Here is a 25237-nt window from a genome sequence, read left to right on the forward strand (position 1 = left end):
CCCGAAAATTAACACAAAACACAATGTCAAAACAAGAAAACATCTTAATAAATGCCGAAAAACTCTTTGCTGAAAAGGGTTTTGATGGAACTTCTACGAGAGAAATTTCTAAAATGGCCAATGTAAATATTTCCATGATTTCTTATTATTTTGGTTCCAAAGAAAAACTTTTTGAGAAGATTTTTGAGGTAAGAATGAGTGAAAGCCTTTCTTTTGCTAATGAATTATTGCTAAACGAAAGTTTAAATGAATGGGAAAAGCTCAATATGGTGGTTTACAGATACATCGACCGTGTGAAAAATTTGAAAACGTTCTACCTCATTTTGCAACGCGAGCAGTTGAGAAACAAAAACCCTCATATTTTGGCCTTTCTTACGCAATCTAAAAAAGGTTTTCTAAGTATTTATGATCAGTTACTGGAAGAAGGTTTAAAAAAGAAAATATTTACTAAAAAACCGAGACTCGAGTTTTTGCATGCCACTATTTCCGGGACGATATTTACCGCAATCAATACTTTGCCCACGTACAAAGATTTTTTCGATGGCGACGAAAACTACGAAGAAATGTATATCACTGATATCAAAGCTCATATTAAAAACATTTTAAAATATCTTTTAGGTTATGAAGAACATATATAATTCCGTTATTGCGCTTACTTTTTTAGCCGCCGGAATTACCATTTCCGCACAGGAAAAAAAATCGCTTTCCTTAGACGAAGCTGTTCGATTGGGAATTTTGAATTCTAAAAATCTTAAAATCGACCAAACCAAAATTGAGCAGGCAACCGCTAATTATTTGGAAGCTAAAAATAATAAATTACCGAGTCTTTCGGCTTCTGCGAGTGCTTTGGCATTGGCTAATGCGAATGTTGACTTAAAAGTTGCTCAAAGTTCAGGCGGAAATTCACCGAAAGCCAATTCTGCTTTTTTTGGAAATATTTCGGCATCGATGCCCATTTTCGCGGGTGGAAGAATTAAATACGGAATTCAGTCCGCTGAATATCTTATTGAAGCTTCTAAACTAAGTTCCGAAAATGATAAGGTTGCAATTGCTTACAATATTTCTCAAGCTTACAACAATCTTTTCAAAGCCAGCCAAGCGATAAAAGTTTTAGAAGAAAATCTTACCGCTTCTCAAAAAAGAGATGAATCTTTCCAGAAGTTAGAAAACAATGGAATCATCGCGAGAAATGACAAATTGAAGGCAAATCTTCAGACTTCCAATATCGAATTGCAGCTTTTAGATGCACAGAATAATTATAATATTGCCAACATCAATATGGATTTGCTTTTGGGTTTGCCCGAAACTACTGAAATTGTAATCGATGAAAACTATATTTCTGAACTTTCTGCGAACGAGTCGGTTTCTTACTATTTGAATCAGGCAATTGCGAATAGAAAAGATTTGCAGGCGATTGATTATCAATTAAAAGCAGCCAATTTAGGAGTGAAAGCAGCCAAAGCGGAAACGCTTCCTACAATCGCACTTACCGGAGGTTATGTTGCAGCGGAAATTCCGAAAATATTGACAGTTACTAATGCAGCAAACATCGGAATCGGTATTAAGTATAACATCGATAATCTTTGGAAGAAAAATTCTTCTTTGATGAATGCTCAGGCGCAGGAAAAACAACTCATCGCAACTAATGAACTGCTGAATGATCAGATTAAATTGGAGATTAATAAAGATTTCCAAAATGCTGAATTTGCGAAAAAGAAAATCGCTGTGTACGAAAAAGCAGCTGACCAAGCGAATGAAAATTACAGAGTGACCAAAAATAAATTCAACAACGGATTGGCGACCATCACCGAATTGCTCGATGCTGATGCAGCACAAATCTCCGCTAATGTAAATGTAGTGAACGCAAAAGCCGATGCTGCATTAGCTTACAGAAAATTATTGCAATCCTCCGGGATTTTAACAGCCAATTAATGTATTTCAAATAATTTGATGAAAATCAAATTGTCAACATTAAAAAAATATTCAATATTAAAAGAACATCTTTCAAAATGGAAAATAATAAAACACCAGAACAACCAGACGTTTTCGCTGAACAAAAAAAGAAAAACAATATTGTATTTCCTATTATTTTAGCAGCAGTTATATTGATAGGCGGTTTTTTCGGTTACCGAACCTATTCATTTTCACAAACTCACGAGGAAACTGATGATGCACAAATCGCTTCTAACATGAGTCCTGTAATTTCTAAAATTTCCGGTTATGTAGCGGAAGTAAAAGTAAAAGACAATCAATTTGTAAAAAAAGGCGATACACTGATTATTTTGGATAACAGAGACCAGAAAATGGCTTTAGAATCTGCATTAGCGGCTTTAGGAACTGCAAGAAGCAATGTTTCTACTGCACAAGCAAGTACTGCGGCGGCTTCCAGAAATATCAATTCTGCGAATGCTGCAATTACCACCGCGAATGCACAAATCGAAGCTGCAAAAGTAAATGTGTGGAAAACTACTCAGGATTTGAATCGATATGCTAATTTGGTGAAAGATCATACCATCACTCAACAACAATATGAAACGGCTCTAGCAGCAAAGCAATCTGCTGATCGACAATTGCAAGTGCTGATTGATCAAAGAAACCAAGCTGCTCAACAAACTGGAATTGTGACTTCGCAAACCGCTGCAAGTTCAGAGCAAATTGGCGTAGCGAGTTCGGTTGCTAAACAAAGAGAAGTGGATGTAGAAAATGCAAAACTTAACCTTTCTTACACCATTATCACAGCACCAGAAGACGGTTATGTGTCTAAAATTCCTACTCAAAAAGGTCAGTTTTTGCAAGCAGGTTCTCAGTTGTTCAGCTTAGTGCGCGATAACAGTTTATGGATTATTGCAAATTATAAAGAAACTCAAATTTCAAAAATGGTAGAAGGTCAAAAAGTGGATGTAGAAATCGACGCTTTTCCAGATCACAAATTTGAAGGTGTTGTAAGTTCTTTTTCTCCGGCTACAGGTTCTTCATTTTCTATTCTTCCTCCGGATAACGCAAGTGGAAACTTCGTGAAAGTGGTACAAAGACTTCCGGTAAGAATCGATTTTGTAAAATTAGATCCAACCGTTGCCAAAAAATTGCGCGCCGGAATGAATGTAAAAACAACAGTGAATTTAAAATAAAAGGAATTATAGAGCAGGGAAAGTATGTTTTTAAGCATTCTTTTCCTCCTTTATGATCCAAACAAACAACAATATGGAACAGGATTCATTAGTTGAATATGGCGCAAGACGCGTTATCATCACGATTACGGCGATTTTGTGTGCCCTCCTGGAAATTGTAGATTCCACGATTGTCAATGTGGCGTTGAACGAAATGAAGGGGAATTTAGGTGCCACACTTTCCGAAGTTGGTTGGGTGATCACCGCGTACGCTATCGGGAATGTGATTATCGTTCCTATGACGAGTTGGCTTTCTCAACAATTTGGGCGACGAAACTATTTCGCAGCATCAATCATTATTTTTACCGTATTTTCTTTCCTTTGTGGAAATGCAACCAATATTTGGGAACTCGTATTTTTCCGATTGGTGCAAGGAATTGGTGGGGGAGCGCTTTTAGTAACTTCGCAAACCATTATCACCGAATCTTATCCGATCGAGAAGAGAAGTATGGCGCAAGCAATTTATGGTTTAGGAGTAATTATTGGCCCAACCCTCGGTCCGCCATTGGGAGGTTATATTGTCGATAATTACAGCTGGCCGTATATTTTTTACATCAATATTCCGATTGGAATTGCGGCGGTAATGATGACGCTGCAATTTGTGCGAAGTCCGAAATATTCAGAGAAAAGAAAGGCGAAAGATGTCGATTGGTACGGAATTGTACTTTTGGCAGCATTTGTAGGTTCACTTCAGTATATTCTGGAAAAAGGGCATGAAGATGATTGGTTTGAAAGTCGAGAAATTGTTATTTTAACGGTAGTTGCGGTGATAGGATTCATCCTTTTCCTATGGCGTGAACTTTCGTGCAAATACCCGATTGTAGAATTGAGAGTTTTGAAAAACGGAAACCTTCGAATCGGTACGGTGATGTCATTCATCCTCGGTTTCGGGTTGTATGGATCTACCTTTATTGTGCCTTTATATACCCAAAGTATTTTGGGATGGACGGCTTTACAATCTGGAGCATTGATGATTCCTGCGGCGCTTACAACAGCTTTTATGATGCCAATTATTGGGAAATTATTGACCAGAGGAGTCAAACAGCAGATTTTGGTTTCCTTAGGATTGCTCATTTTCTTTATTTACAGTTTTTGGGGATATAAAATCCTTACACCAAACACCGGTAAAGACGATTTCTTCTGGATGCTGATGGTTCGTGGAGCAGGATTAGGACTTTTGTTTATCCCGATTACTTCACTTTCTTTAAGCACCCTTAAAGGTAAAGAAATTGGTCAGGGAGCAGCTTTTACAGGAATGATGCGTCAATTAGGAGGTTCGTTTGGGATTGCGGCAATTACCACTTTTATTTCCAATCAAACTTCCATACATCGAGAAAATATTGCACAACATTTAGATGCCAATAGCTTTGATGTTCAACAAAGAGTAGCTGCTTTGAAAGCAAGTTTTATAGCAAAAGGATATTCTCCCGATGTAGCTTTACAATCAGCGTATAAACTTCTTGACCTGAATGTGTTGAAGCAAGCATCAGTACTATCCTATATGGACGTTTTCCTTTATCTTGGATTGTTATTTTTGGTCTGCATTCCTTTTGTGTTGTTTGTGAAGGAGAGAAAAGGTAGAGAACCAATTGATGTCAGCGAAGCGATGCATTAATGACGAAAATATAGTTTTTAGTAGTTTATAATTAATTTTTTTTTTTTTGAAAGCGGTTTTAGAGAATTCTAAAATCGCTTTTTTTAATTAAAATTATCGATATCCCTATTTTCTACCACCGTTTTCTTCTTACATAAATGAAAGTCAGTAACGAAATAAAAGCCATTAAACCCAGAGTAAAGAAATATCCTAGCGGTTGACGAAGTTCCGGCATGTTATCGAAATTCATCCCATAAATTCCTGCAATGAAGGTAATCGGGAAAAAATACATCGAGTAAATTGCGAGCACTTTCATCACCTGATTGGCTTTTTGATCACTCAATGCTAGAAACATCGAAATCAAGTTGATCACTTGCGCATTGAGATGTTCGAAATCGGCGATTACGTCTTTATGTTTGTCTTTCAGGTCGGTAACTTGGGTTTCGTTGAGTTTTAGGGTTTTAAATTTATCAACCCAATCGGCAGAAATATTCAGGATGCGCGTATTCAGCCCCGATTTTCTTTTCAGTTTATACAATCTGCGGATTTGGTTGGCATTGTTGGTATTTTTCAGGAAGATTTCATTTTCGATATTATCCATCGTTTCCATCAGGTTTTGCGACTCGTCATCAAAAGATTTCATCACTTTTAAAGCCAAATTCAAAGCAATTCTTTCCGAATTAATCTCCTGATTCTCAGGAAGCAGAATTTCTTTTTTTAATTCATAAATACTACGATTCTTCATCCGGTGAATGGTGATGATGAGATTTCCAATCAGAAAAACCCCCAATTTGGTAGAAATATCACTGATTGTATTTAGGTGAGACCGTTCCAGTTCGGTATTTTCTCGCATCAAAAAAAAATTCACATCATCATCCTGTTCAAATTTCGGGAGATGGTTTGGGTCAATAGTGTCTTCCAAAAGAAGCTGGTTAATCTTATATCTTTCATGTAAAAAAATCAAATCTTCCTCTGTTGGAGATTCCACATCAATCCATTCGCAGTGGTCGTTTCGGTAAATAATTTCTATTGGCATTCAACAAATTTAATGATATTTTTTAAAGAATAAATTAAAGATTTTCTGATATATTAAATAAATTTATCTTTGTGCAAATTAAAATATTTTCATGACTAAAAGTATTATTAAAGGAATTGGCCATTATGTTCCTGAAAACATAGTTGCCAATGATGATTTGTCGAAACTTATGACCACCAGTGATGAGTGGATCACGGAAAGAACCGGCATCAAAGAAAGACACCATCGCAAAAACCGCAACGATTCCGAAGAAACCACCGCGTTTCTTGCCTTTAAAGCTTCGGAAAAAGCCTTGAAAATGGCTGGTTTATCTGCGAAAGATATAGACTATATTGTTTTTGCGACACTTTCACCCGACTATTTTTTTCCTGGTTGTGGCGTTCTATTACAAGAAATGCTTGGCTGCAACACAATTGGAGCGTTGGATGTGAGAAACCAATGTTCTGGATTTGTATATGCAATGGGCGTTGCCAATGCTTTTATTAAATCCAATACTTACAAAAATATTCTCGTTGTCGGGGCTGAAGTTCATTCCTTTGGATTGGATTTTTCCGATGCAGGTCGCGGTGTATCGGTGATTTTTGGTGATGGAGCAGGAGCAGTGATTTTGTCGGCTTCTGAGGATGAAAATGCCGGTGATATTTTGAGTACCAATATGCATTCTGAAGGAAAATTTGCCGATGAATTGTGTACTAAATTCCCAGGTTCAAAATTCGGGTGGAGCGATAGAATGCGTTTGGAACCTGAAAATGTAACCGATGCTGAGATTTATCCGGTGATGAATGGGAATTTCGTGTTTAAACATGCGGTGACCAGATTTCCTGAAACCATGATGGAAGCATTGAATGCTGCAGGAAAAACTGTGGAAGATTTGGATATGTTCATTCCACATCAGGCGAATTTGAGAATTGCCCAGTTTGTACAGCAAAAAATGGGTCTTTCGGAAGATAAAGTATTCAATAATATTCAGAAATACGGAAATACCACGGCTGCATCAATCCCAATTGCATTGAGCGAAGCTATCGAACAAGGTAAAGTGAAAAGAGGTGATTTGGTTCTCATTTCAGCTTTCGGAAGCGGATTTACTTGGGGTTCAGTATTGTTTGAATTTTAATTAAATAAGATTAAATAAAAACCACTTTCCGGTTCGGGAAGTGGTTTTTTGTTGGGGTTAATGAAGAACTATTTTCAGGAAAATTAAAATTGCGGATGGAAGAATATAACTTTACAACGCAAGAATATAAAATCACATCGCAATAATTGAACTTTATCTTGTGGGAATATAAAATTACAACACGAGAATATAACTCCGCAACGGGAAAATTGAATTCCTTGGTGGGAGAATATTAATTTTAGACAAAACTTTATCTAAAAATTTCTGTCTTAATAAAGAAATTTAAAAAAAGAAAAGGTAGGGTTTTTAAGAAAAATTATTAATCGAAAACCTTAAAATCTGTTCCGTCGAAACTCGCGAAAACCATTGTAGGATAGAAATCTTGGTGGAAAATATTTCCTGATTGATCGATGGCAATGGCAGCCTTTTAGGACAGGGGTATTGTGGTGGAGCATTTGATAGATAGGGCTTTACTCTCTATTATAATGTGCAGTCTTTTTTTATTCTTTCTTCCTCCAACAACAAACCCTTTCGTAGGAAAGTAGGAGTGGAGCATAATATCAATCCTATTTCAATCTTCTCCATTTTCCTCAAAAAAATTCCTATTTTTACACCATGATTTCAAAAGCTACCATCGATAAAATTTTCTCTACCATTCGGGTTGAAGAAATTATTGGTGAATATGTTCAGCTTAAAAGAGCCGGCTCCAATTTCAAAGGTTTAAGCCCTTTTCATGATGAAAAAACCGCAAGTTTTGTGGTTTCTCCAAGCAAGCAAATCTGGAAAGATTTCTCTAGCGGAAAAGGTGGTACAGCGATTTCTTTCCTCATGGAAATCGAGAATTTTACCTATCCGGAAGCGCTTCGGCATGCGGCAAAAAAATACGGAATCGAAATAGAAGAGGATACCCGAGAACTTACCGAAGACGAAAAACAGTCGCAAACCGATAAAGAATTGCTCTTCAAGATTCATGAAATCGCGAACGATTTTTTTCAAGATCAACTTTTTGAAACTGAAGAAGGCAAAACCATCGGTTATTCTTATTTTAAAGAACGAGCGCTTCGCGATGAAATCATCAAGAAATTTCAATTGGGATATTCTCCCGAAAAGAAAAATGCCTTCACCGAATATGCTCTAGATAAAGGCTATTCCAAAGAAATTTTAGAGAAATCCGGACTTTCTATATTTCCTGAAAATTCTCCGAACGGCGTTGATAGATTCCGAGAAAGAGTGATTTTTCCGATTCATAGTTTCTCGGGAAGAGTTTTGGGTTTCGGTGCGAGAATCCTTAAGAACAATATAAAAACAGCCAAATATCTCAATTCTCCTGAGACGGAAATCTATCATAAATCTAATGTTCTTTATGGTTTAAATCAATCAAAACAAGCAATTTCCAAAAACAATCTTTGTCTTTTGGTGGAAGGTTATATGGATGTGATCGCGCTTCACCAAAGTGGAATTGAAAATGTGGTTTCCAGTTCTGGAACCGCTTTAACCGTTGAGCAAATTAAGTTAATAAAAAGACTTACTGAGAATGTAACCATCCTTTTCGATGGCGATAAAGCCGGAATTAAAGCGAGTTTTCGAAGCATCGACATGTTGCTTTCAGAGTCGATGAATATTCGGGTTTTGCTATTTCCTGATGGTGATGATCCCGATTCTTTTGCCAGAAAACATCCGCAGGAATATGTGGAAAATTTCATTCAAAAAGAAGCTAAAGATTTTATCGATTTCAAAGCTGAAATTCTCCTTAAAGAAGCCGGCGACGATCCGATAAAAAAGGCAGAATCCATCCGAGACATAGTGAAATCTGTAGGTTTTGTTCAAAATGCTTTAAAACAAGAAATTTATTTAAAAGAAGTTTCAAATAAATTCCAACTTTCCGAACAAGCGCTTTTTAATGAATTAAATGTTCAGAAACAACTTCAGAAACAACAAACCTCACCACAGCAAAGACAGGAACCCCAAGCCGTTAAACCCAAGCTTGAAAAAGTTCCTGAGGCTTTCGAAACAATCAATCCATTGCTTATTCTTGAAGAAAAAATGGTGGAATTGATGCTGAAATATGGCGACCGCATTTTAGATAGGACCGATGAGGAAAACAACCCTTATCAAATTACCGTTATCGAGGAGATTATTGGGCATTTGGAAGAAGACCAATGTGAAATACAATCGGTGCTCAACCAGAAAATTATCAATGAAATAAAATCGGGAATCTCTGAAAATGAACTCCGATCTGGTAATTTTTTCATGACTTTAATGGATGAAGAAATTACAGGAAAAATTGCCGATGCCTTGGTAGAACCTTATGAAAACAGCGATTGGGGCAAACATCAGATTTTTTTCAGTACTGAAGAAGAAGTAGTACCCAAAATTGTACAGGACGTGATTTTCCGTTATAAAAGGGAATATATTATGAAAATTATCCACGACATGAAAAAAGGCTTGTCGGATTCTGAAAATAATGAAGAAACATATAAGAAAATTATCAGTTTGAATCAATTGAGAAAAGAAATCGACGAAAAACTGTTCAGGATTTTATGACAGTTTGTCGGATTTTTGGTTGTGGAATATTGTTTGTAAATTAGTAATCGTTAAAAATAGACTTTAAATTTTGTAATTAATAATATTATGGACATAAAAAAAGAATTCAGAGATTTCTCTGTAAAACATTTAGGAAACAGTGGATTGGTAACCGATCAATACATGGGAATGTACGGCCCGACCAATCTTACGCCATACATCATGGAAGAAAGACGGTTAAATGTAGCTCAGATGGACGTTTTCTCTCGTTTGATGATGGATAGAATCATCTTCCTTGGAACTGGTATCGATGATCAGGTTGCTAATATCGTAACTGCTCAGCTTTTGTTTCTTGAAAGTTCAGACGCTTCGAAAGATATCCAAATCTATATCAACTCTCCTGGTGGAAGTGTTTATGCAGGTTTAGGAATTTATGATACGATGCAAATCATCAAACCTGACGTTTCTACAATCTGTACCGGAATGGCAGCTTCGATGGGTGCTGTGCTTTTGGTAGCTGGTGAAAAAGGAAAACGTTCCGCATTGAAACACTCCAGAGTGATGATTCACCAACCTTCCGGAGGTGCACAAGGTGTTGCTTCTGACATGGAAATTAATTTAAGAGAAATGTTGAAACTCAAAAAAGAGTTGTACGACATTATCTCTATCCACTCCGGACAAACCTATGAGTGGGTTGAAAAGGCTTCTGACAGAGATTATTGGATGACTTCTACTGAAGCAAAAGAATTCGGTATGGTGGACGAAGTTTTAGAAAGAAAAGTAGAAAATTAATCAATTCAATTTACTTTCCTCAATAAAAAAAGAACGCAAATTTGCGTTCTTTTTTGTTATAATTTGGATGGTTTTTAAGAATTAAAACCTTCAATAATTTTAGCAAAATCTTCAGCTTTCAAAGCCGCTCCGCCGATCAAACCGCCGTCGATATCCGGTTGTGAGAAGATTTCTTTAGCGTTGTCTGGTTTTACAGAACCACCGTACAAAATCGAAATTTCGTCGGCAACTTCTTGTCCGTATTTCGCTGCAATTAAGCTTCTGATGTGCGCATGAATTTCCTGAGCCTGTTCTGGAGATGCAGTTTCGCCGGTTCCGATGGCCCAAACAGGTTCGTAAGCGATGACAACTTTCTTAATTTCCTCTGCAGAAAGGGTGAAAAGTGCAACTTCAGTTTGGTTTTTTACCACTTCTAGATGTTGTCCGGCTTTTCTTTGCTCCAAAGTTTCGCCGTTGCAATAAATTGGAATTAAACCTTTATCTAAAGCCAACTTTACTTTTCTGTTGCAGTGCGAATCGGTTTCTCCGTGGTATTGTCTGCGTTCCGAATGGCCGATAATTGCTCCGGTTGCATCGATGGATTCCAACATATCAGCGGAAATTTCACCAGTGTAAGCGCCACTTTCATATTCGCTCATGTCTTGTGCAAAAACCCCGATTTCGTCTTGTTCATATAAATCTTTAGCCATCATTAAATAAAGCGAAGGCGGCGCAATCCAAACTTCACAGTTGGTAGCGTTGTTTTTTTTGTAATCAAGCAATTGAAACATTAATTGTTGGGCTTCAATTACATTTTTATTCATTTTCCAGTTTCCTGCAACGATTTTTTTTCTCATAATCTTCAAGTTATTTTAAAATTTAGAAGCTGAATTTTTAATCCAAATTCCAGATGTTTTTTAGTAATTTATAAAAACGATGCTCGTCTTCGCTCACTCTATCATCAGCTTTAATTAATGATTTCGCGAATTCTGCAAAACTTTTTCTCTCTTCTTCGATAGAATCATCATGGAAACATCTAGCGTGAAACTCAAAATGATCTTTCCAATCTTCAGGCTTCAGTGTAGCAATCACATCCAACTCGTTGTCGAGATTCATTTTGAAAGGAAATTCTTCGGCGAGATATTCTTGCACTTTTAATCCTTCTTCAGGAGCAAATTCCCCATCAACAGACGAAAGAATCATTAAAAGATGGTAACCTGCAATTGATTTATTTGATTTTTGCATTGTATTGTGATATATGTTGTTGAAATTTAGTTCTTTAAATAATCATTCGTAGACATTTTGTCAACGATTTTTCCATTTTGTAAAGTTAAAACAAAAGGATTACTTCTTGCAATTGTTTTGATCGCTGTAGCATCCATCGTTGCATTATTAATCGTTTTAAAAGTATTCGGATTGGTCGAAATCCCCAAGATTAATGCATCTTTCTCAGATTTTAGTTTAGCTTCGGTTGCTGCTAAAACATTTTTGTCCGCATGGTCGGGTTGATAAGAAAAAACAAGAACCGCTTTTGGAGATTTTAGGATTTCTTCTGTTAAATCCATTCCTTCTGAACTTTCAGGTTTAAACTTCGAAATCTCTGATGAATAGCCTTCTTTCACGATTTTGGAAGTGGTTTTTCCGTCTTCTATTTTCCATGGTGAACCTTCTTCCCAATATTTTTTATCGTTTACATAATCGTCCTGGTTTACTTCTAAAACTTCCCCCGTTTTTGAGTTTTTTAATGAATAAAAAGTTTTGTATTCAGAAGGATCTTTCTCGATTTTTGATTTTTCGGCGTTTAAATCGGTTCCAATTTTATAATCTCTGAAATCGATCAAAGGTTCATGGATAATTCCGTGAGCGATAACGAAACCCATTATGATTGAAAAAAGCGAAAGCGCAACATATTTCGAAGGATTTTTCGGTTGAAGCATTTGAAACTGATTTCTGTACAAAAACCACAGCAAAATCAAACCGATCAACAGAATTAAATCTTTAGTGAAACTTTGCCAAGGCGTGAATTTTAGGGCATCTCCGAAACATCCGCAATCGGTAACTTTATTAAAATAGGCCGAATAAAAAGTAAGAAATGCAAAGAAAATACATACGGCAATTAGCGCAGAAAGAGTGAATTTCAGACGAATTCTCAGTAAAAGCATCAATCCTAAAACCAATTCCAATACGACCACAAAAATTGCAATCACCAACGCCTGACTTTCGAAAAACGGCATGTTGAAAACTGATGGCGAAAAATATTCTTCTAATTTAAAGGAAAATCCTACCACATCCACCGCTTTCACAAAACCGGAAGCGATGAAAATTAAAGCGATGACAATTCGTAAAACATGTTTCATAGTCGAGGATAAGAAAATTCAGTATTTTTTTAAATGATTTCAGGTTTAAATTCCGATTTATTTTCTGAAAATTTGATCAGACAGAAAACCGCATAATTCAGCATATCGAAATAATTGGCATCAATTCCTTCGGAAACCAATGTTTCTCCCGCGTTGTCTTCGATTTGTTTAGTTCGAAGTACTTTCTGGTAGATTAAATCGGTGATCGATGAAATTCTCATTTCGCGCCAAGCCTCTCCGTAATCGTGGTTTTTACGCATCATGAGTTCTTTTGCTTCGTGGGCAAATTGGTCATAAAGTGCTAAAATTTCGTTTTTGTCTTGCTTGAAATCATCGGCAAAACCTTTCTCCAACTGAATTAATCCGATAATCGCATAATTTACGATTGCGATGAAATTTTCTTCCTCAGATTCACCAACTTTGGAAATTCCAGTGGTTTGAAAATTCCTTAAACTTTTTACTTTAATGAAAATTTGATCGGTCAAAGAAGGCGTTCTGAGCACTCGAAAAGAAGCGCCATAATCTGTAAGCTTTTTACTGAATAAATCCCGACAAACACTGATCACTTCGTCGTATTGTAATGATGTTTTCTGCATAAATTTTCTAAACTTTTCAAAGATAAGAATTTTGGAGGGAAGATGGAAGTTCAAACAAGTAAGTTTCTATCAACTATTTGCTAAATTTGCGCTTATGAAATCTCAAATTCACTCCAATACATCATCTTTTTTTTCTATCAATTGTCGAGAAAAACTCATCGATTTGTCTTCACCGAAAATCATGGGAATCCTTAATTTGACGCCCGATTCTTTTTCAGATGGCGGAAAGTTTAATGATGAAAAATCTGCTTTAATTCACACAGAAAAAATGTTAAAAAATGGAGCTGAAATTATCGATATGGGTCCACAATCTACACGGCCAAATGCTCAGTTTTTATCGGCTGCAGAGGAAATTTCAAGAATTGGGAAAATAATTTCTCTTATTAAAAAGGAATTTCCGGAAGCGTTGATTTCTCTCGATACTTTTTATGCTGAAGTGGTGGAGTTTGGTTTTAATGAAGGACTCGATATCGTGAACGATATTTCCGGCGGAATGTTTGACGAAAAAATGTTTGAAACAGTCGGTAAAACGGGACTTCCATATATTTTAATGCACGTAAACCCGACCTATGAATCGATGCATGAAAAGTTGATTGACGAAGATATTATCCTGAATGTCAACCGTTATTTTTCGGAAAAAATTCAAAAATTGCAAGGTTTCGGAGTGAAGGATATTATTCTGGATCCTGGTTTTGGTTTTGGGAAATCTGTTGAGCAACAACATCAAATGATTGATGAATTGGAGCATATCAGTTTCAGTAAATATCCTTTATTGATCGGGATTTCAAGGAAATCTTTTATTTATAAACCTTTGGGGAAACAGCCTTTAGAGGTGAATGAAGAAACCCAAAAACTCCACCTCAAAATGCTGGAGAAAGGTGCGAAAATTCTCCGAGTTCACGATGTGGCTGAAGCTAAAAAAACGGTTGATTTGTTTTTAAACAATTAATTCAATCCCGAAAGTTTTTCGGCATATTCTTTTGCAAATTCTTCACGATCTTTGTTGAGCTGATCGAGGTTTACTGGCAAAATATAATTGAACAGAATTTTTTCTTCATCATCTAAAAAGATGAGTTCTTTTTCTTCTCCATCAATCATTTGGGCAAAAATTTCCCACATCGATGTGTCTCTCGACTTTAAAATTTCAAAAAATTGTGAAGCTTTAATCTGAATGATTTTCATTTGATAATCTGTTTTTTTTTTGCAAAAGTAATTTTAATTCTTAAAATCCTAAAAAATTAAGTTTGAGTTGGATGGCAAAATTTTCTTTGAAAGAAGGCGTGGAGTAGTACCCAACTCTGTAGAAAAATCCAAGATTGAAGGGCGTTCCGAGGAAATGATTACTTTCTAAACCGATTTCCTGATAAAGATGATTTAGTTTCTGAAATTCAAATTGATGATATTCCGGATTTTTCATATCGCCTGAAATTCCTCGGTAAACAACATCAAAACTCGAGGTGTTTTTCCCAAAAGTTTTGAAATACCACGGAATTCTGTGCGTAAAATAATAACCCAAAAACTTATCGTTATAGTATTTTCCACTTTCCATAGTAGCAAATCCCAAGAACGAAGTGAGGTTGAAATTGAAGCTATCTTTTCCATTTCCGAGCCCGTTCATCGCGAAATGATTCCAAATTGGAGTTTCTCCAGAAACCAAACCGCCGTAAACGCGAATGCCCGTCACGCCGGCTTTTGTCTTAAAATTATGTTGCGCTAAAACATCGAATCTGCTGTAATTGACATCTCCGCCAAGAGTTTTCAAACCCTGTTCAAAATTCAGATAAAATTCAGGAAAACTCTGCTCGTAAGTGAATTTTCCGGAAGGCGTCATGATGTTTTTTGATTTCGGTGCGTACTTGAAAGTAATTTGTCCAGCGAAATTTTCAAATTTTCGACCAAGATTCATGAAATCATAATCGAAAGTAGATTCTTCACGATCTTTTTTGGCTGAAATATTCATGGTTAATGCGTTGCTTAAATCATTTTCAAAAGACAATTTGAAACCTTCATAATGATAGAATCGGTCATTTTTCAAATCAATTCCGGAATTCATGATTTTCATTTTAAAATTCCATAAATTTTCGTTGAAACGACCTGCAGCAACAACATCATTGTAATATTCTGCTCTGAAAAATGAGTTTTTGTCAAGCGTGGTTTTTACATCAATTCCGGCTCCGTATTTCCATGTTTCATCCTTGAAACCGTAAGCAACATAAGCATCTGGCGAAATATATTTATTAAATCTTTCGTTGAGTTTAGCTGCAATTCCTAGTCTTATTCCTTCAAACTTATTGTATTTAATGATTTGCGAAGCATCAAAATCTACTTGTCCGACCCTTATTTTTCCTTTAATTAAACCGGTGAAAGCATTTATTTTTTGATCGAGTTTATATTTTTTTCCAACGCTGTCGATTTTTTCGTAAGTATTGATTTCGCGGGCTGTTAACGAATCTGTTCTGAATTGATTGAGGATACTTCCGTCGGAATTTTTTACCGCCATCGTGTAGCCTGAAAAATCTTTTTTATTTTCCTGAATCGGTGTTTTGAAATCGAAATAATCAGCGACTACAAAAACGTAATTTCCGAATTTTTTCTTGGTTTTTTGATCTTTTTCATCGGATTTTTTAGTTTCAAAAGCCGTAGAACCCATTTTTATTTTAAAGTTTTCTTTGCTCAAAAACCATTTGTTGTTGATTGGTTTCCAAATACTTGTGATGCTTCCGTCGCTTTTTTTCTTGCTGTTGCTTTCAATTTTTTTCAAACCATAAGTTTCGGCGTCGACATAAAGATAACCGTTGAATTTTCTTTTATTAGGAGCTTGTTTGTAATCGACTTGGCGAAAACGGATGACATAATTTTTTCGACCTTCAATTTCTATGGAATCGGTGAGGAAAAACCGATAAAGTGTACGGTTTTCTTCGCGTATTTCTCGTGGAATCCGGTTCCTGTTGGATCGCATCGTCATCATTTCATAAATCGGTTGTTTCAGACCAGAAACTCGATTGTCGAGGACGTTGATTTTCTCGCCATATTTTTTTGAATAAAGGTATTCTGATGCCCTTTCCCAAAGGAAAAGTTTACTGGAGCCCATCAGTTTCATTACATTCACACTTTCCAAAGAATCTTTCTTTTTTTCTTTAGATTGTGCCAGTAATGGGATTTTTTTCAATGAATCCAACCTTTTTTCGATGAACAGGTTATAGTTTTTTATGCTGTCTTCATCGATGTCCAAAGAAATTTTCTCGTAGGATTTAAAAGAATAGGAATCGAGACTTTGAGGTGAATTTTTTTGATAGTTATCGTTTACTTTCTGTAGAATTTGTAGTGCACGCGGATCGCTTTTATCAGCAATGATCACCGCTTCTATTGACTGCATTTTTGGATCAACTTTTGAGAGAGCCACTTCCATTACTTTATCTACCACAGCATCTTCTTCATAAAAACCGTCCGCTTTGATGTTGATGTTTTTACATTTAGTTCGAAAATTCAAAACTCCTAATGCATTTGTTTTTCCTAAATTTTTACTGTTGCACATCACTGTCGCATTCGAAATTGGAGTTCCTTCACCGGCTTTTATAACGGTAATTTTGGACTGCCCGAAAATATTCAGAAAAATGATGGAAAAGAGTAGGAAGAATGTTTTTTTCATATTGACAAAAGTATTCAAATTTTCAGCATCAATCGTGGGTTAAATAATATTTATCTAACTTAAATTTTATGTCATTTTTGGTTAAGAAATCCGGCCCCATTTGTTTTTACCTTTATATTGCTTTAGATAGTAATTTCTGAGGCTTAAATTTTCTGGATGCTCTAAATGAGCGTCTTTCTGTAATAGTTGCTCAACTGCAGATTTTGCTGCTTTAATGATCTTTCCGTCGCTTACCAAATCGAGTTTTTTGAAATCTACAACGCCGCTTTGTTGGGTTCCCAAAATATCGCCGGGACCGCGAAGTTGCATATCGACTTCTGAAATTTTGAATCCATCGTTGGTTTCGGTCATTGTTTTGATTCGTGTTCGGCTTTCTTTGCTGAGTTTATCTGAAGTCATTAAAATACAATAGCTCTGTTCCGCACCACGACCGACTCTTCCGCGAAGTTGGTGAAGCTGCGACAAACCGAATCTTTCCGCACTTTCGATGATCATTACAGAAGCATTCGGAACATTTACACCAACTTCGATTACGGTTGTTGCGACCATGATTTCCGCTTTTCCGGAGGCGAAATACTGCATTGCCGCATCTTTTTCTGCAGGTTTCATTCGTCCGTGAAGCATTGTCACATTTTTTCCTTCAAAAAATTCTACAATATGGTCGAAATTTTCCATTAAATTCTTGTAATCCAAAGTTTCCGATTCTTCAATTAATGGATATACGAAATAAATTTGTCGGCCTTTTTCGATTTCTTCTTTGGCAAATCTAAAAACTGAAAGTCGGTCTTTTTCCCTTCTGTGAGCGGTGAGGATGGGTTTTCTTCCGACCGGCATTTCGTCGATAATGGAAACGTCCAAATCGCTGTAAAAACTCATCGCCAAGGTTCGCGGAATTGGCGTTGCAGTCATCACCAAAATATGAGGAGCGATTTTATTTTTAGCCCAAAGTTTGGCTCTTTGCGCGACCCCAAAACGGTGTTGTTCATCGATAATCGCAAGTCCGAGGTTTTTAAATTGAACGATATCTTCCAAAACCGCGTGTGTTCCTACTAAAATTGAAAGTTCGCCGCTGAGCAATTCTTCATGAATTATTTTTCTTTCGGACGTTTTCGTAGAACCTGTTAAAAGCCGAACTTTGATTTCTGTGCCTTCCAATAATTCATGGATGGAATTGAAATGTTGTTGCGCCAAAATTTCCGTCGGAGCCATCATACAGCTTTGAAAACCGTTGTCCATCGCGATTAACATGGTAAGCAATGCTACCATTGTTTTTCCGGAACCTACATCACCTTGCAAAAGCCTGTTCATTTGAATTGGCTTTTTCATATCGGTTCGGATTTCTTTCAAAACGCGTTTTTGTGCGTTGGTAAGCTCGAAAGGAAGCTTGTTTTCGTAAAAATTATTGAAGTTTTCTCCAATTTTCGGGAAAGGATTTCCGAGAACAGATGCTTTTTGATGCTGCTTTTTCAAACCATAACCCAATTGAAAGAAAAATGCTTCCTCAAATTTAATTCTTCGGTTGGCGTGCTCAAAATGATTGAAATCTTTCGGAAAATGAATGTGATAAAACGCGGGAATTCTTCCGATTAATTTTAAATTTTTCATCAAAGTATCGGGCAAATTTTCTTGCATCAATAAAGGTAAACTTTGAGTGATTTCCGAAAGAATATTTTGAAAAAATTTATTATTAATGCCTCTTTTCGAAAGTTTTTCACTTCCTGGATAAATGGGAAGAAGCGAGCCGTAAAGTGCTTTTTTCTCATCAATTTCTATTTCCGGATGTGGCATTGAGTAATTGTTGTTGAAAAGATTTACTTTTCCGAAAATAAAGATTTCCCGATTCAGTGGAATTTGCTCTTTCATCCAATTTGAATAGCGAAACCAAACCAATTCCAGCGTTCCGGTTTCGTCGCGAAATTTTGCTGAAAGTCGTTTTTGACCTTTACCGTAACCGATTTCTTGTAAATCTGTGATTTTTCCTTTGAACTGAACTTCGACTTCCGGTTCTTGTTTTAAATCGCCTATTTGGTAAATTTTGCTTTTATCGATGTAGCGCAGCGGATAAAATGTGAGAAAGTCTTCAACTGTCGCGATTCCCAAGACATTTCGAATGAATTTGGCGCGTTCCGGACCGATTCCTTTGATGAATTCTATGGGCGTTTCTAAGTCGATTTTTCTTGAATTAAGATGAAGGCGAATTTCGGTAAAATAAAAAAGACTTCCAAAAATTAATTTGAAAGTCTTGATTTATTAAAGGAAAATTCTTGTTCTGCTAATCTTTAATGGATGATTTGAATTTTTTCTGATAATTTTCCCATTGTTCGCGGGTGTCAATTTTTTTATAATCATCATTGGCGATAAAAGGAATATAAGGTTCCATTTCCTTCGCGGTGAGCGCTCCTTGCAAAATGGTAATCGGCATGGTTTGCTCATCCAAAAAAACAGTAGTAGGAACTGTAGTTACATTCATAAATTTAACGAAATCGTGTATGGAATTTTTTCCTTTTTTATCGGGTTGGTTATTGTTTGCAAAAGTCCTTCCGAAAAGAGTGATATTTTCTTTGCTTTCCGCATTGAACTTCACAGGATAATAGTTTTCATTCAGATATTTCGCGATCACTGGATGGTTGAAAGTTTTATTTTCCATGATTTTGCATGGTTCGCAACCATCTGCATAGAAATCGATTAAGATTTTCCGAGGTTGATTTTTTTGAGCTTTCACCGCTTGTTCCAAACTCATCCACCTCACTTGTGAATAAGCGAAAGATACGATTAAAAGGAAAAATAAATAAGTAAATTTTTTCATCGAGGGTTGGATAGCAAAAATTAGCTTTAGTTAAAAAATTATCTTACTTCTTGCATTAATTTTTTCACGAAAGGCGAAATAATGATCAAAACAACACCTGCGATTAATGCATAAATTCCTAGTTGTTTGTAGCCTTCGGTGTAGGTTAAAAATTTATCCATATTGGAAGCATTTTCGTCTGCTGTAGCCATATTTGCACCAATGATTCCCGCTACATATTGTCCGTAAGCAGAAGCCAGAAACCACATTCCCATCATCATTCCTTGAAGTTTTTCGGTGGAAAGTTTAGTCATAATCGAAAGTCCGATCGGTGAAAGACAAAGTTCCCCAAAAGTGATAACCAATAATGCGATGGTGAAAATATTTAATGAAGTAACTCCTTGTAAATCAGCGAAAATTCGGGTGGCAAATAAGATGTAGTATCCTAAACCAAGGAAAATGAATCCTAAACCAAATTTGATTAACGTATTGGGTTCCAATTTTCTTTTGCTCAACCAAATCCAGAATAAACCGACCAATGGCGCCAAAAAGATGATGAAAAACGCACCTCCGGAATTATTAACGCCGTTTGGATCTAATCCTAACAAATCTTTATTGAGGTTATTTGCTGCAAAAATACTTAGTGAACCTCCGGATTGCTCGTAAATTCCCCAGAAAATAATAGAGAAAATAATGAAAACCAAAGCTGCCCAAAGTTTTTTTCTTTCCGCGGAATTCACTTTTGTCATTTCATAAAAAAGATAAAGTAAGGTTGCCGGACCCACGATGTACATGAATAAATCGGTGTATTCGGGAACGGAAACCATTGTCATAATCAGCGGTACGAAGATTAATGAAAGTACATAAACGCCATATTCTTTCCACTTTTCTAATGCAACAGCAGAACCATCAGACAAAATTTTCATTGGAGGTAAACCAATTGGTCCTAATCTTCTTTGAGTAAACACGAAATTAATCAAACTTACCACCATTACCACTGCAGCCAAACCAAAAGCAACGTTCCATCTTTTGTCTTCAGGAATAAGGTTTGAAAGCATTTCACCCTTTCCGATGGCGATGCAAAGATAACCTCCGAGCAATGCGCCCAAATTAATTCCCGCATAAAACAGTGAAAATCCGGCATCAGTTCTGGAATCTCCAGATTTGTAGAGTTTTCCGACCATTGTGGAAATATTGGGTTTGAAAAATCCTGTTCCCACAACGGTAAATGCAATACCGAGAAAGAAATAATCGTGAGGATTGGTGGCGAGAATTAAACTTCCGACAATCATTAATAATCCTCCCCAAAAAAGTGATTTTCTGAAACCTAAAATTTTATCAGCGAAAAGTCCACCAACAAAGGTGAAAGCGTACACGAAAGCTTGTGTGGCTCCATATTGAAGATTGGCTTGCTGATCGCCAAATTTTAATTGAGAAATCATGAAGAAAACAAGCATTCCGCGCATTCCGTAGAAGCAGAAACGTTCCCACATTTCAGAGAAAAATAATGACCAAATTTGTCGAGGATATTTGCCTTTAAAATCCTGTATTTGTTCGAGTGTAAGATTCATAATGAGATTGATGAATTTGATTTTGAATATCAATTTGCGGATGAAAGATCAAATTTCTGGCAAATTGCTTTTACGAAAATAGAAAAAACCACTGAATAATCAGTGGTTTTTGTGATATTAAATGTTTTTTCTGGATTAATTTACTCCGTGCATTTTCTTTTCTAACCAACGGCTCATTACGAAAAGAATTACTGCTGCAACGCCACACATTACGATGAAAACAAGGAAGAAATCGAACAAGTTGCTGATTTCGAAACCTAAGAAATGAGTGGTAGCAGCGCCTTGTCCGTCTTCGCCACTTCCAGGAATCAATGCGGATAAAGTACCTGCAAACTTGTTCGCAGCAGCATTTGCCAAGAACCAAGTTCCCATTAATAAAGATGAAAAACGTGCCGGTGAAAGTTTAGAAACCATTGAAAGTCCAATTGGTGAAAGGCAAAGTTCTCCCATGGTATGGATTACATAAAGAGCGATCAACCAGAACATAGAAACTTTGTCCATAAGTCCAAGTCCGTAAACTGCAAATGCGATTACTACATAACCTAAAGAAACTAAAGACAAGCCAATTGCCATTTTCTTTGGTGAAGAAGGCTCTAAACCTCTGTTTCCTAATCTCAACCATAAAGAAGAAAATAATGGTGCCAATAAGATAATTGCTAACGGATTCACCGATTGGAAATAACTTGCTGGCATTTCCCAGCCGAATAAATTTCTGTCAGTCTGTCTGTCCGCAAAGATGGTTAAAGAAGCTCCGGCTTGTTCAAATGCTCCCCAGAAGAAGATAACAAAGAATGCAAGGATGAAAATTACCATGATTCGCTCGCGCTCTTCTTTGGTTAAAGATTTATCGGTTAAAACGATAAGTGGCATCGCAATCATCGCACCATAAATTAAATAACCAATGATATCGAGATCGCTGTTGAACATTGTTTTGAAATTCATCAAAAAGAAAATTACAGCGATAGAACCTAAAACAAGACCAAATTGTGCAATACCAAATTTGTTTGTAGGCATTCCGATAGGTTTTTGCTCATGATCAACAAGCAATTTGTTTTTTTGTAAAAAGAAGGTAATTAAACCGATAATCATACCAATACCTGCAGCTAAGAATCCCCATTTGAAATCAACTTTTTCTGCTAAAGTACCGCAAATCAGTGGTGAAAAGAATGCTCCGAGGTTAATCCCCATATAGAAAATAGTGAAAGCAGAATCAACTCTTCTGTCTCCTTTTGGATAAAGTTGGCCAACCATTGTTGAAATGTTCGGTTTGAAGAATCCATTCCCGATGATGAGCATGGTAAGACCAACCCACATCAAAGTGATTGCTGGTGCTCCGGAGGTTGATGCACTGAAAAATAGTACGAATTGCCCTAAAGCCATTAAGATTCCACCAATTTCAATACTTCTTCTGTTCCCCAGAAAACGATCCGCAAGATAGCCACCTAAAAGCGGAGTAAGGTAAACCAATCCGGTATAACTTCCGTAGATTTCTGAAGCTTCGGCGTCACCCATTAAAAGCATTTTCGTCATGTAAAGAACGAAAATGGCACGCATGCCATAATAAGAGAAACGCTCCCACATTTCTGTCATAAACAAAAGATAGAGACCTTTCGGGTGCCCTTTTTGCACTGCTGTATCCATATTTTTATTGTTAAATTTTGTTAAGATTAGCAAATATAGTTTTTTTTGGCTTTTTGCAAAGACATTTTAGGTTTTTAAACAGAAAAATCGCAGATATGTTCTGCGATTTTTGTCTATTGATGATTTTCTTATAATCTTAATGTCCTTTTTCCTTCATGATTCTATTCAATCTTTTCAGCATTGAAAGTCCGAGTAAAGTGGCGAAAATAAGTAAAGCGAAATTGACTAAAAAATAATTGGTTTTGTTTTCATAATCATACCAGGTACTTGCTAAAATCCCCGAAAGCTTGTTCCCAACGGAATTTGCTAGGAAAAAACCACCCATCATCAACGCAGTAATTCTGGCCGGTGAAATTTTAGAGACAAATGAAAGTCCCATAGGAGAAAGACAAAGTTCACCAATTGTGATCACTCCATAACTTGCGACAAGCCACCACGGCGATACTTTGATGACACCATTTTCTCCTGCTTGAACAGCCAAAACCATCACCAAACAGGAAAGTGCGGAAATGAAAAGTCCGATAACAATTTTCGAAGGGGTAGAAGGTTCTTTATCTCTACGTCTTAATAGCATCCAAACCCCAACTACAATAGGGGTTAAAACAATTACCCAAAATGGATTAATGGATTGAAAGAGCTCGGTATTGTAAAGAAAAACCTGATTATTAGAACCTGATTCTAAACTCGCTCGCTTTTCTGGGGAAATATTTTTAAAGTAAACATCTTTTCCCTGTTCTTTTATGGTCGTTTTATTTTCGTCTTTTTGAGCACGGAACTGATCGTCGTAAACCGGAACTTCTTTGTTTTCATAAGATAAACCTTCTACCATGTAGATTGATTCCAAAGGTTTTTCCAAAGCAGGAGTTACGCTGCGATCGGTATAATAATTGGCCCATCTTGTAAGTGCGGTTCCGTTTTGCTTGAAAACAGCCCAGAAAAACATGGAAATCAGAAATATTGAAAGTAATGCACCAATTGAAGGTTTTTCTTCGGGATTGGCCTTAAAATAAAGGGAAACATAGAAATAAATTACAGGAATTGTCGCGAAAATAAACGCATCTGTAGAATCACTTCCTATGATATTTCCTGGGATAAACCAGCCAATGGCTCCAGCGATAATTGCAGGAACGAAAACCTTTAACAAGATCTCAGAAAGTTTCGTATCGCCTTCTTCACTTGGTTTCATTATGGCGGCGTGGCGATAATGTTTCATCCCGATTGAGAAAATAACCAATCCTATCAACATTCCGACTCCAGCGGTGATAAAAGCTTCGCCCCAACCGAATTTATTCCTCATGAAAGCCGCAATAATATTGCAAATAAACGCTCCGATATTAATTCCCATATAGAAAATATTGTAGCCTGAATCTTTGTTTGCTTTGTAAGGTTCCTCGCTGTAGAGATTTCCCAGAAGGGTAGAAATAGTTGGTTTGAAGAAGCCATTTCCAATAATAATTAATCCCAACGAGCAATAAAACAAAGTCATATCTTTGAAAATTCCCATTCCGATATATCCAGCAGCCATTAAAATTCCGCCCAAATAAATCGATTTGATATAACCTAAAACCCGATCTGCCAAAAATCCACCAATAAATGGAGTTAAATAAGTTAAGGCAATGTAAGTACCGAAAATATCGTCGGCGTTTTTATCGGTTATTCCTAATCCGCCACCAATTCCTTGGGGTTCAATGAGATATAATACAAAAATTCCGAGAATTAAATAATAGCCGAATCTTTCCCACATTTCAGTGAAAAAAAGATAGGGTAAACCTTTTGGATGTTTACTTTTCATAATTTTAAATTTCTTATTTCCCAAAAATAAGTTTTTTAAATTGAATGAAAAATTTTTCTAACTTTGATAAAAATAAAGGCCTAAAAATGGAAATCACAATAAAAGATTTAGAAAATAATCTTAAAACACTACCCAAAGAACTTTTAGGGAATGTGAATGATTATATTGATTTTTTGAAGGAGAAATACACTAAAATAAAAGAAGAAAAAATCTATAATCTATCTGAAAATCAGAAAAATATACTCGATAATCAGGAAGATATTGAAGATTCTGAATATCAAGATAATGAAGAATTTTTAGCTGAATTAAGAAAAGAATATGGGCTATAAAATTAGAATTTCGCCAACTGCGAGAGCTAATATTAAAGAGGCAGTTACTTATTACAAAAAAGAAACTTCTATTAAAGTTGCTCAAAATTTCGTGAAAGATTACGAGCAAACTTTACAAAAAATTATTCAAAATCCTTTTTATCAAATATATTACAAAAATTTTAGAGGCTTACCTTTCAAAAAATACACATACATTATTTTCTATCAAGTTGATGAAAACCGAAAATTGACCAGCATAAATGCTGTGTTTCAAGGAAATCAAAACATTGATAAAAGACCAAAATAAAAAACCGCAAAAGAATTTCTTCTGCG

22 protein-coding genes are annotated in these 25237 nt (G+C 36.2%); 10 read left to right on the plus strand and 12 right to left on the minus strand.

The features are described from left to right. Window positions 1–23 precede the first annotated feature (23 nt). The 4 genes from NOV28_RS02755 to NOV28_RS02770 all read left to right on the plus strand — a co-directional run bounded on the left by NOV28_RS02755 (window position 24) and on the right by NOV28_RS02770 (window position 4782). Window positions 24–638, plus strand: coding sequence for a TetR/AcrR family transcriptional regulator (locus tag NOV28_RS02755; RefSeq protein WP_255927329.1), 615 nt, complete (start codon window positions 24–26; stop codon window positions 636–638). Further along, a complete protein-coding gene (locus NOV28_RS02760) occupies window positions 622–1932 on the plus strand; it encodes a TolC family protein (RefSeq protein WP_255927331.1) in 1311 nt (436 codons plus the stop codon). The genes NOV28_RS02755 and NOV28_RS02760 overlap by 17 nt, the downstream gene beginning before the upstream one ends. A 77-nt stretch (window positions 1933–2009) precedes the next feature. After that, window positions 2010–3128, plus strand: coding sequence for an HlyD family secretion protein (locus NOV28_RS02765; RefSeq protein ID WP_255927333.1), 1119 nt, complete (start codon window positions 2010–2012; stop codon window positions 3126–3128). A gap of 73 nt (window positions 3129–3201) precedes the next feature. Further along, window positions 3202–4782 (plus strand): DHA2 family efflux MFS transporter permease subunit, encoded by a 1581-nt coding sequence (locus tag NOV28_RS02770; RefSeq protein WP_255927335.1) that lies wholly within the window; start codon window positions 3202–3204, stop codon window positions 4780–4782. 112 nt (window positions 4783–4894) lie between these two features. Here NOV28_RS02770 and NOV28_RS02775 read toward each other — a convergent pair whose 3' ends face one another. Continuing rightward, complete coding sequence (locus NOV28_RS02775; protein WP_255927337.1) at window positions 4895–5797, minus strand: magnesium transporter CorA family protein; 903 nt, start codon at window positions 5795–5797, stop codon at window positions 4895–4897. A 91-nt stretch (window positions 5798–5888) separates the two neighbouring features. On the opposite strand from NOV28_RS02775, the gene NOV28_RS02780 reads away from it, so the two are divergent. From NOV28_RS02780 to clpP, 3 genes are all read left to right on the plus strand, one after another. Next, window positions 5889–6911, plus strand: a complete 1023-nt coding sequence (locus NOV28_RS02780) for a 3-oxoacyl-ACP synthase III family protein (RefSeq protein WP_255927339.1) — start codon at window positions 5889–5891, stop codon at window positions 6909–6911. Window positions 6912–7526: 615 nt separating this feature from the next. Beyond that, complete coding sequence (gene dnaG / locus NOV28_RS02790) at window positions 7527–9455, plus strand: DNA primase (RefSeq protein WP_255927341.1); 1929 nt, start codon at window positions 7527–7529, stop codon at window positions 9453–9455. 87 nt (window positions 9456–9542) lie between these two features. Further along, window positions 9543–10226, plus strand: a complete 684-nt coding sequence (gene clpP, locus NOV28_RS02795; RefSeq protein WP_255927343.1) for an ATP-dependent Clp endopeptidase proteolytic subunit ClpP — start codon at window positions 9543–9545, stop codon at window positions 10224–10226. Between the two features lie 74 nt (window positions 10227–10300). Here clpP and tpiA read toward each other — a convergent pair whose 3' ends face one another. Genes tpiA through NOV28_RS02815 form a run of 4 tightly spaced genes read right to left on the minus strand, consistent with a single transcriptional unit; the run spans window position 10301 to window position 13158 of the window. Further along, window positions 10301–11062, minus strand: coding sequence for a triose-phosphate isomerase (gene tpiA / locus NOV28_RS02800; RefSeq protein ID WP_255927345.1), 762 nt, complete (start codon window positions 11060–11062; stop codon window positions 10301–10303). Window positions 11063–11099: 37 nt separating this feature from the next. Then, a complete protein-coding gene (locus NOV28_RS02805) occupies window positions 11100–11450 on the minus strand; it encodes a TerB family tellurite resistance protein (RefSeq protein ID WP_255927347.1) in 351 nt (116 codons plus the stop codon). Between the two features lie 26 nt (window positions 11451–11476). Beyond that, on the minus strand, window positions 11477–12562 hold the full coding sequence (locus tag NOV28_RS02810) for a BT_3928 family protein (protein ID WP_255927349.1): 1086 nt from the start codon (window positions 12560–12562) through the stop codon (window positions 11477–11479). Between the two features lie 29 nt (window positions 12563–12591). Continuing rightward, complete coding sequence (locus NOV28_RS02815) at window positions 12592–13158, minus strand: DUF1599 domain-containing protein (RefSeq protein WP_255927351.1); 567 nt, start codon at window positions 13156–13158, stop codon at window positions 12592–12594. A 94-nt stretch (window positions 13159–13252) separates the two neighbouring features. On the opposite strand from NOV28_RS02815, the gene folP reads away from it, so the two are divergent. Continuing rightward, window positions 13253–14107, plus strand: coding sequence for a dihydropteroate synthase (gene folP, locus NOV28_RS02820; protein ID WP_255927352.1), 855 nt, complete (start codon window positions 13253–13255; stop codon window positions 14105–14107). Here folP and NOV28_RS02825 read toward each other — a convergent pair. From NOV28_RS02825 to NOV28_RS02855, 7 genes are all read right to left on the minus strand, one after another. Then, window positions 14104–14340, minus strand: a complete 237-nt coding sequence (locus tag NOV28_RS02825; protein WP_255927354.1) for a hypothetical protein — start codon at window positions 14338–14340, stop codon at window positions 14104–14106. The two genes, folP and NOV28_RS02825, sit on opposite strands and share 4 nt — an antisense overlap. A gap of 40 nt (window positions 14341–14380) precedes the next feature. Further along, the gene (locus NOV28_RS02830) at window positions 14381–16807 is read right to left on the minus strand and encodes a DUF5686 family protein (RefSeq protein WP_255927356.1); all 2427 of its coding nucleotides are present in this window, start codon (window positions 16805–16807) and stop codon (window positions 14381–14383) included. Window positions 16808–16888: 81 nt separating this feature from the next. Continuing rightward, window positions 16889–18979, minus strand: a complete 2091-nt coding sequence (recG, locus tag NOV28_RS02835) for an ATP-dependent DNA helicase RecG (RefSeq protein ID WP_255928683.1) — start codon at window positions 18977–18979, stop codon at window positions 16889–16891. Between the two features lie 100 nt (window positions 18980–19079). Then, complete coding sequence (locus NOV28_RS02840) at window positions 19080–19613, minus strand: thioredoxin family protein (RefSeq protein ID WP_255927358.1); 534 nt, start codon at window positions 19611–19613, stop codon at window positions 19080–19082. Between the two features lie 38 nt (window positions 19614–19651). Further along, complete coding sequence (locus NOV28_RS02845) at window positions 19652–21163, minus strand: peptide MFS transporter (RefSeq protein ID WP_255927360.1); 1512 nt, start codon at window positions 21161–21163, stop codon at window positions 19652–19654. A 135-nt stretch (window positions 21164–21298) separates the two neighbouring features. Further along, entirely contained in the window at window positions 21299–22804 is a 1506-nt protein-coding gene (locus NOV28_RS02850; RefSeq protein WP_255927362.1) for a peptide MFS transporter, read from the minus strand. Between the two features lie 136 nt (window positions 22805–22940). Continuing rightward, on the minus strand, window positions 22941–24596 hold the full coding sequence (locus tag NOV28_RS02855; protein WP_255927364.1) for a peptide MFS transporter: 1656 nt from the start codon (window positions 24594–24596) through the stop codon (window positions 22941–22943). A 44-nt stretch (window positions 24597–24640) separates the two neighbouring features. Here NOV28_RS02855 and NOV28_RS02860 point away from each other — a divergent pair, with 44 nt between their 5' ends. Both NOV28_RS02860 and NOV28_RS02865 read left to right on the plus strand, forming a co-directional pair. Further along, window positions 24641–24925 carry a hypothetical protein gene (locus tag NOV28_RS02860; protein ID WP_255927366.1) on the plus strand — a complete coding sequence of 95 codons (285 nt, stop codon included), beginning with the start codon at window positions 24641–24643 and terminating at the stop codon, window positions 24923–24925. After that, the gene (locus NOV28_RS02865; protein ID WP_255927368.1) at window positions 24915–25211 is read left to right on the plus strand and encodes a type II toxin-antitoxin system RelE/ParE family toxin; all 297 of its coding nucleotides are present in this window, start codon (window positions 24915–24917) and stop codon (window positions 25209–25211) included. The genes NOV28_RS02860 and NOV28_RS02865 overlap by 11 nt, the downstream gene beginning before the upstream one ends. Window positions 25212–25237 lie beyond the last annotated feature (26 nt).

This window comes from Kaistella montana (genome assembly GCF_024436175.1).
Taxonomy (GTDB): domain Bacteria; phylum Bacteroidota; class Bacteroidia; order Flavobacteriales; family Weeksellaceae; genus Kaistella; species Kaistella montana.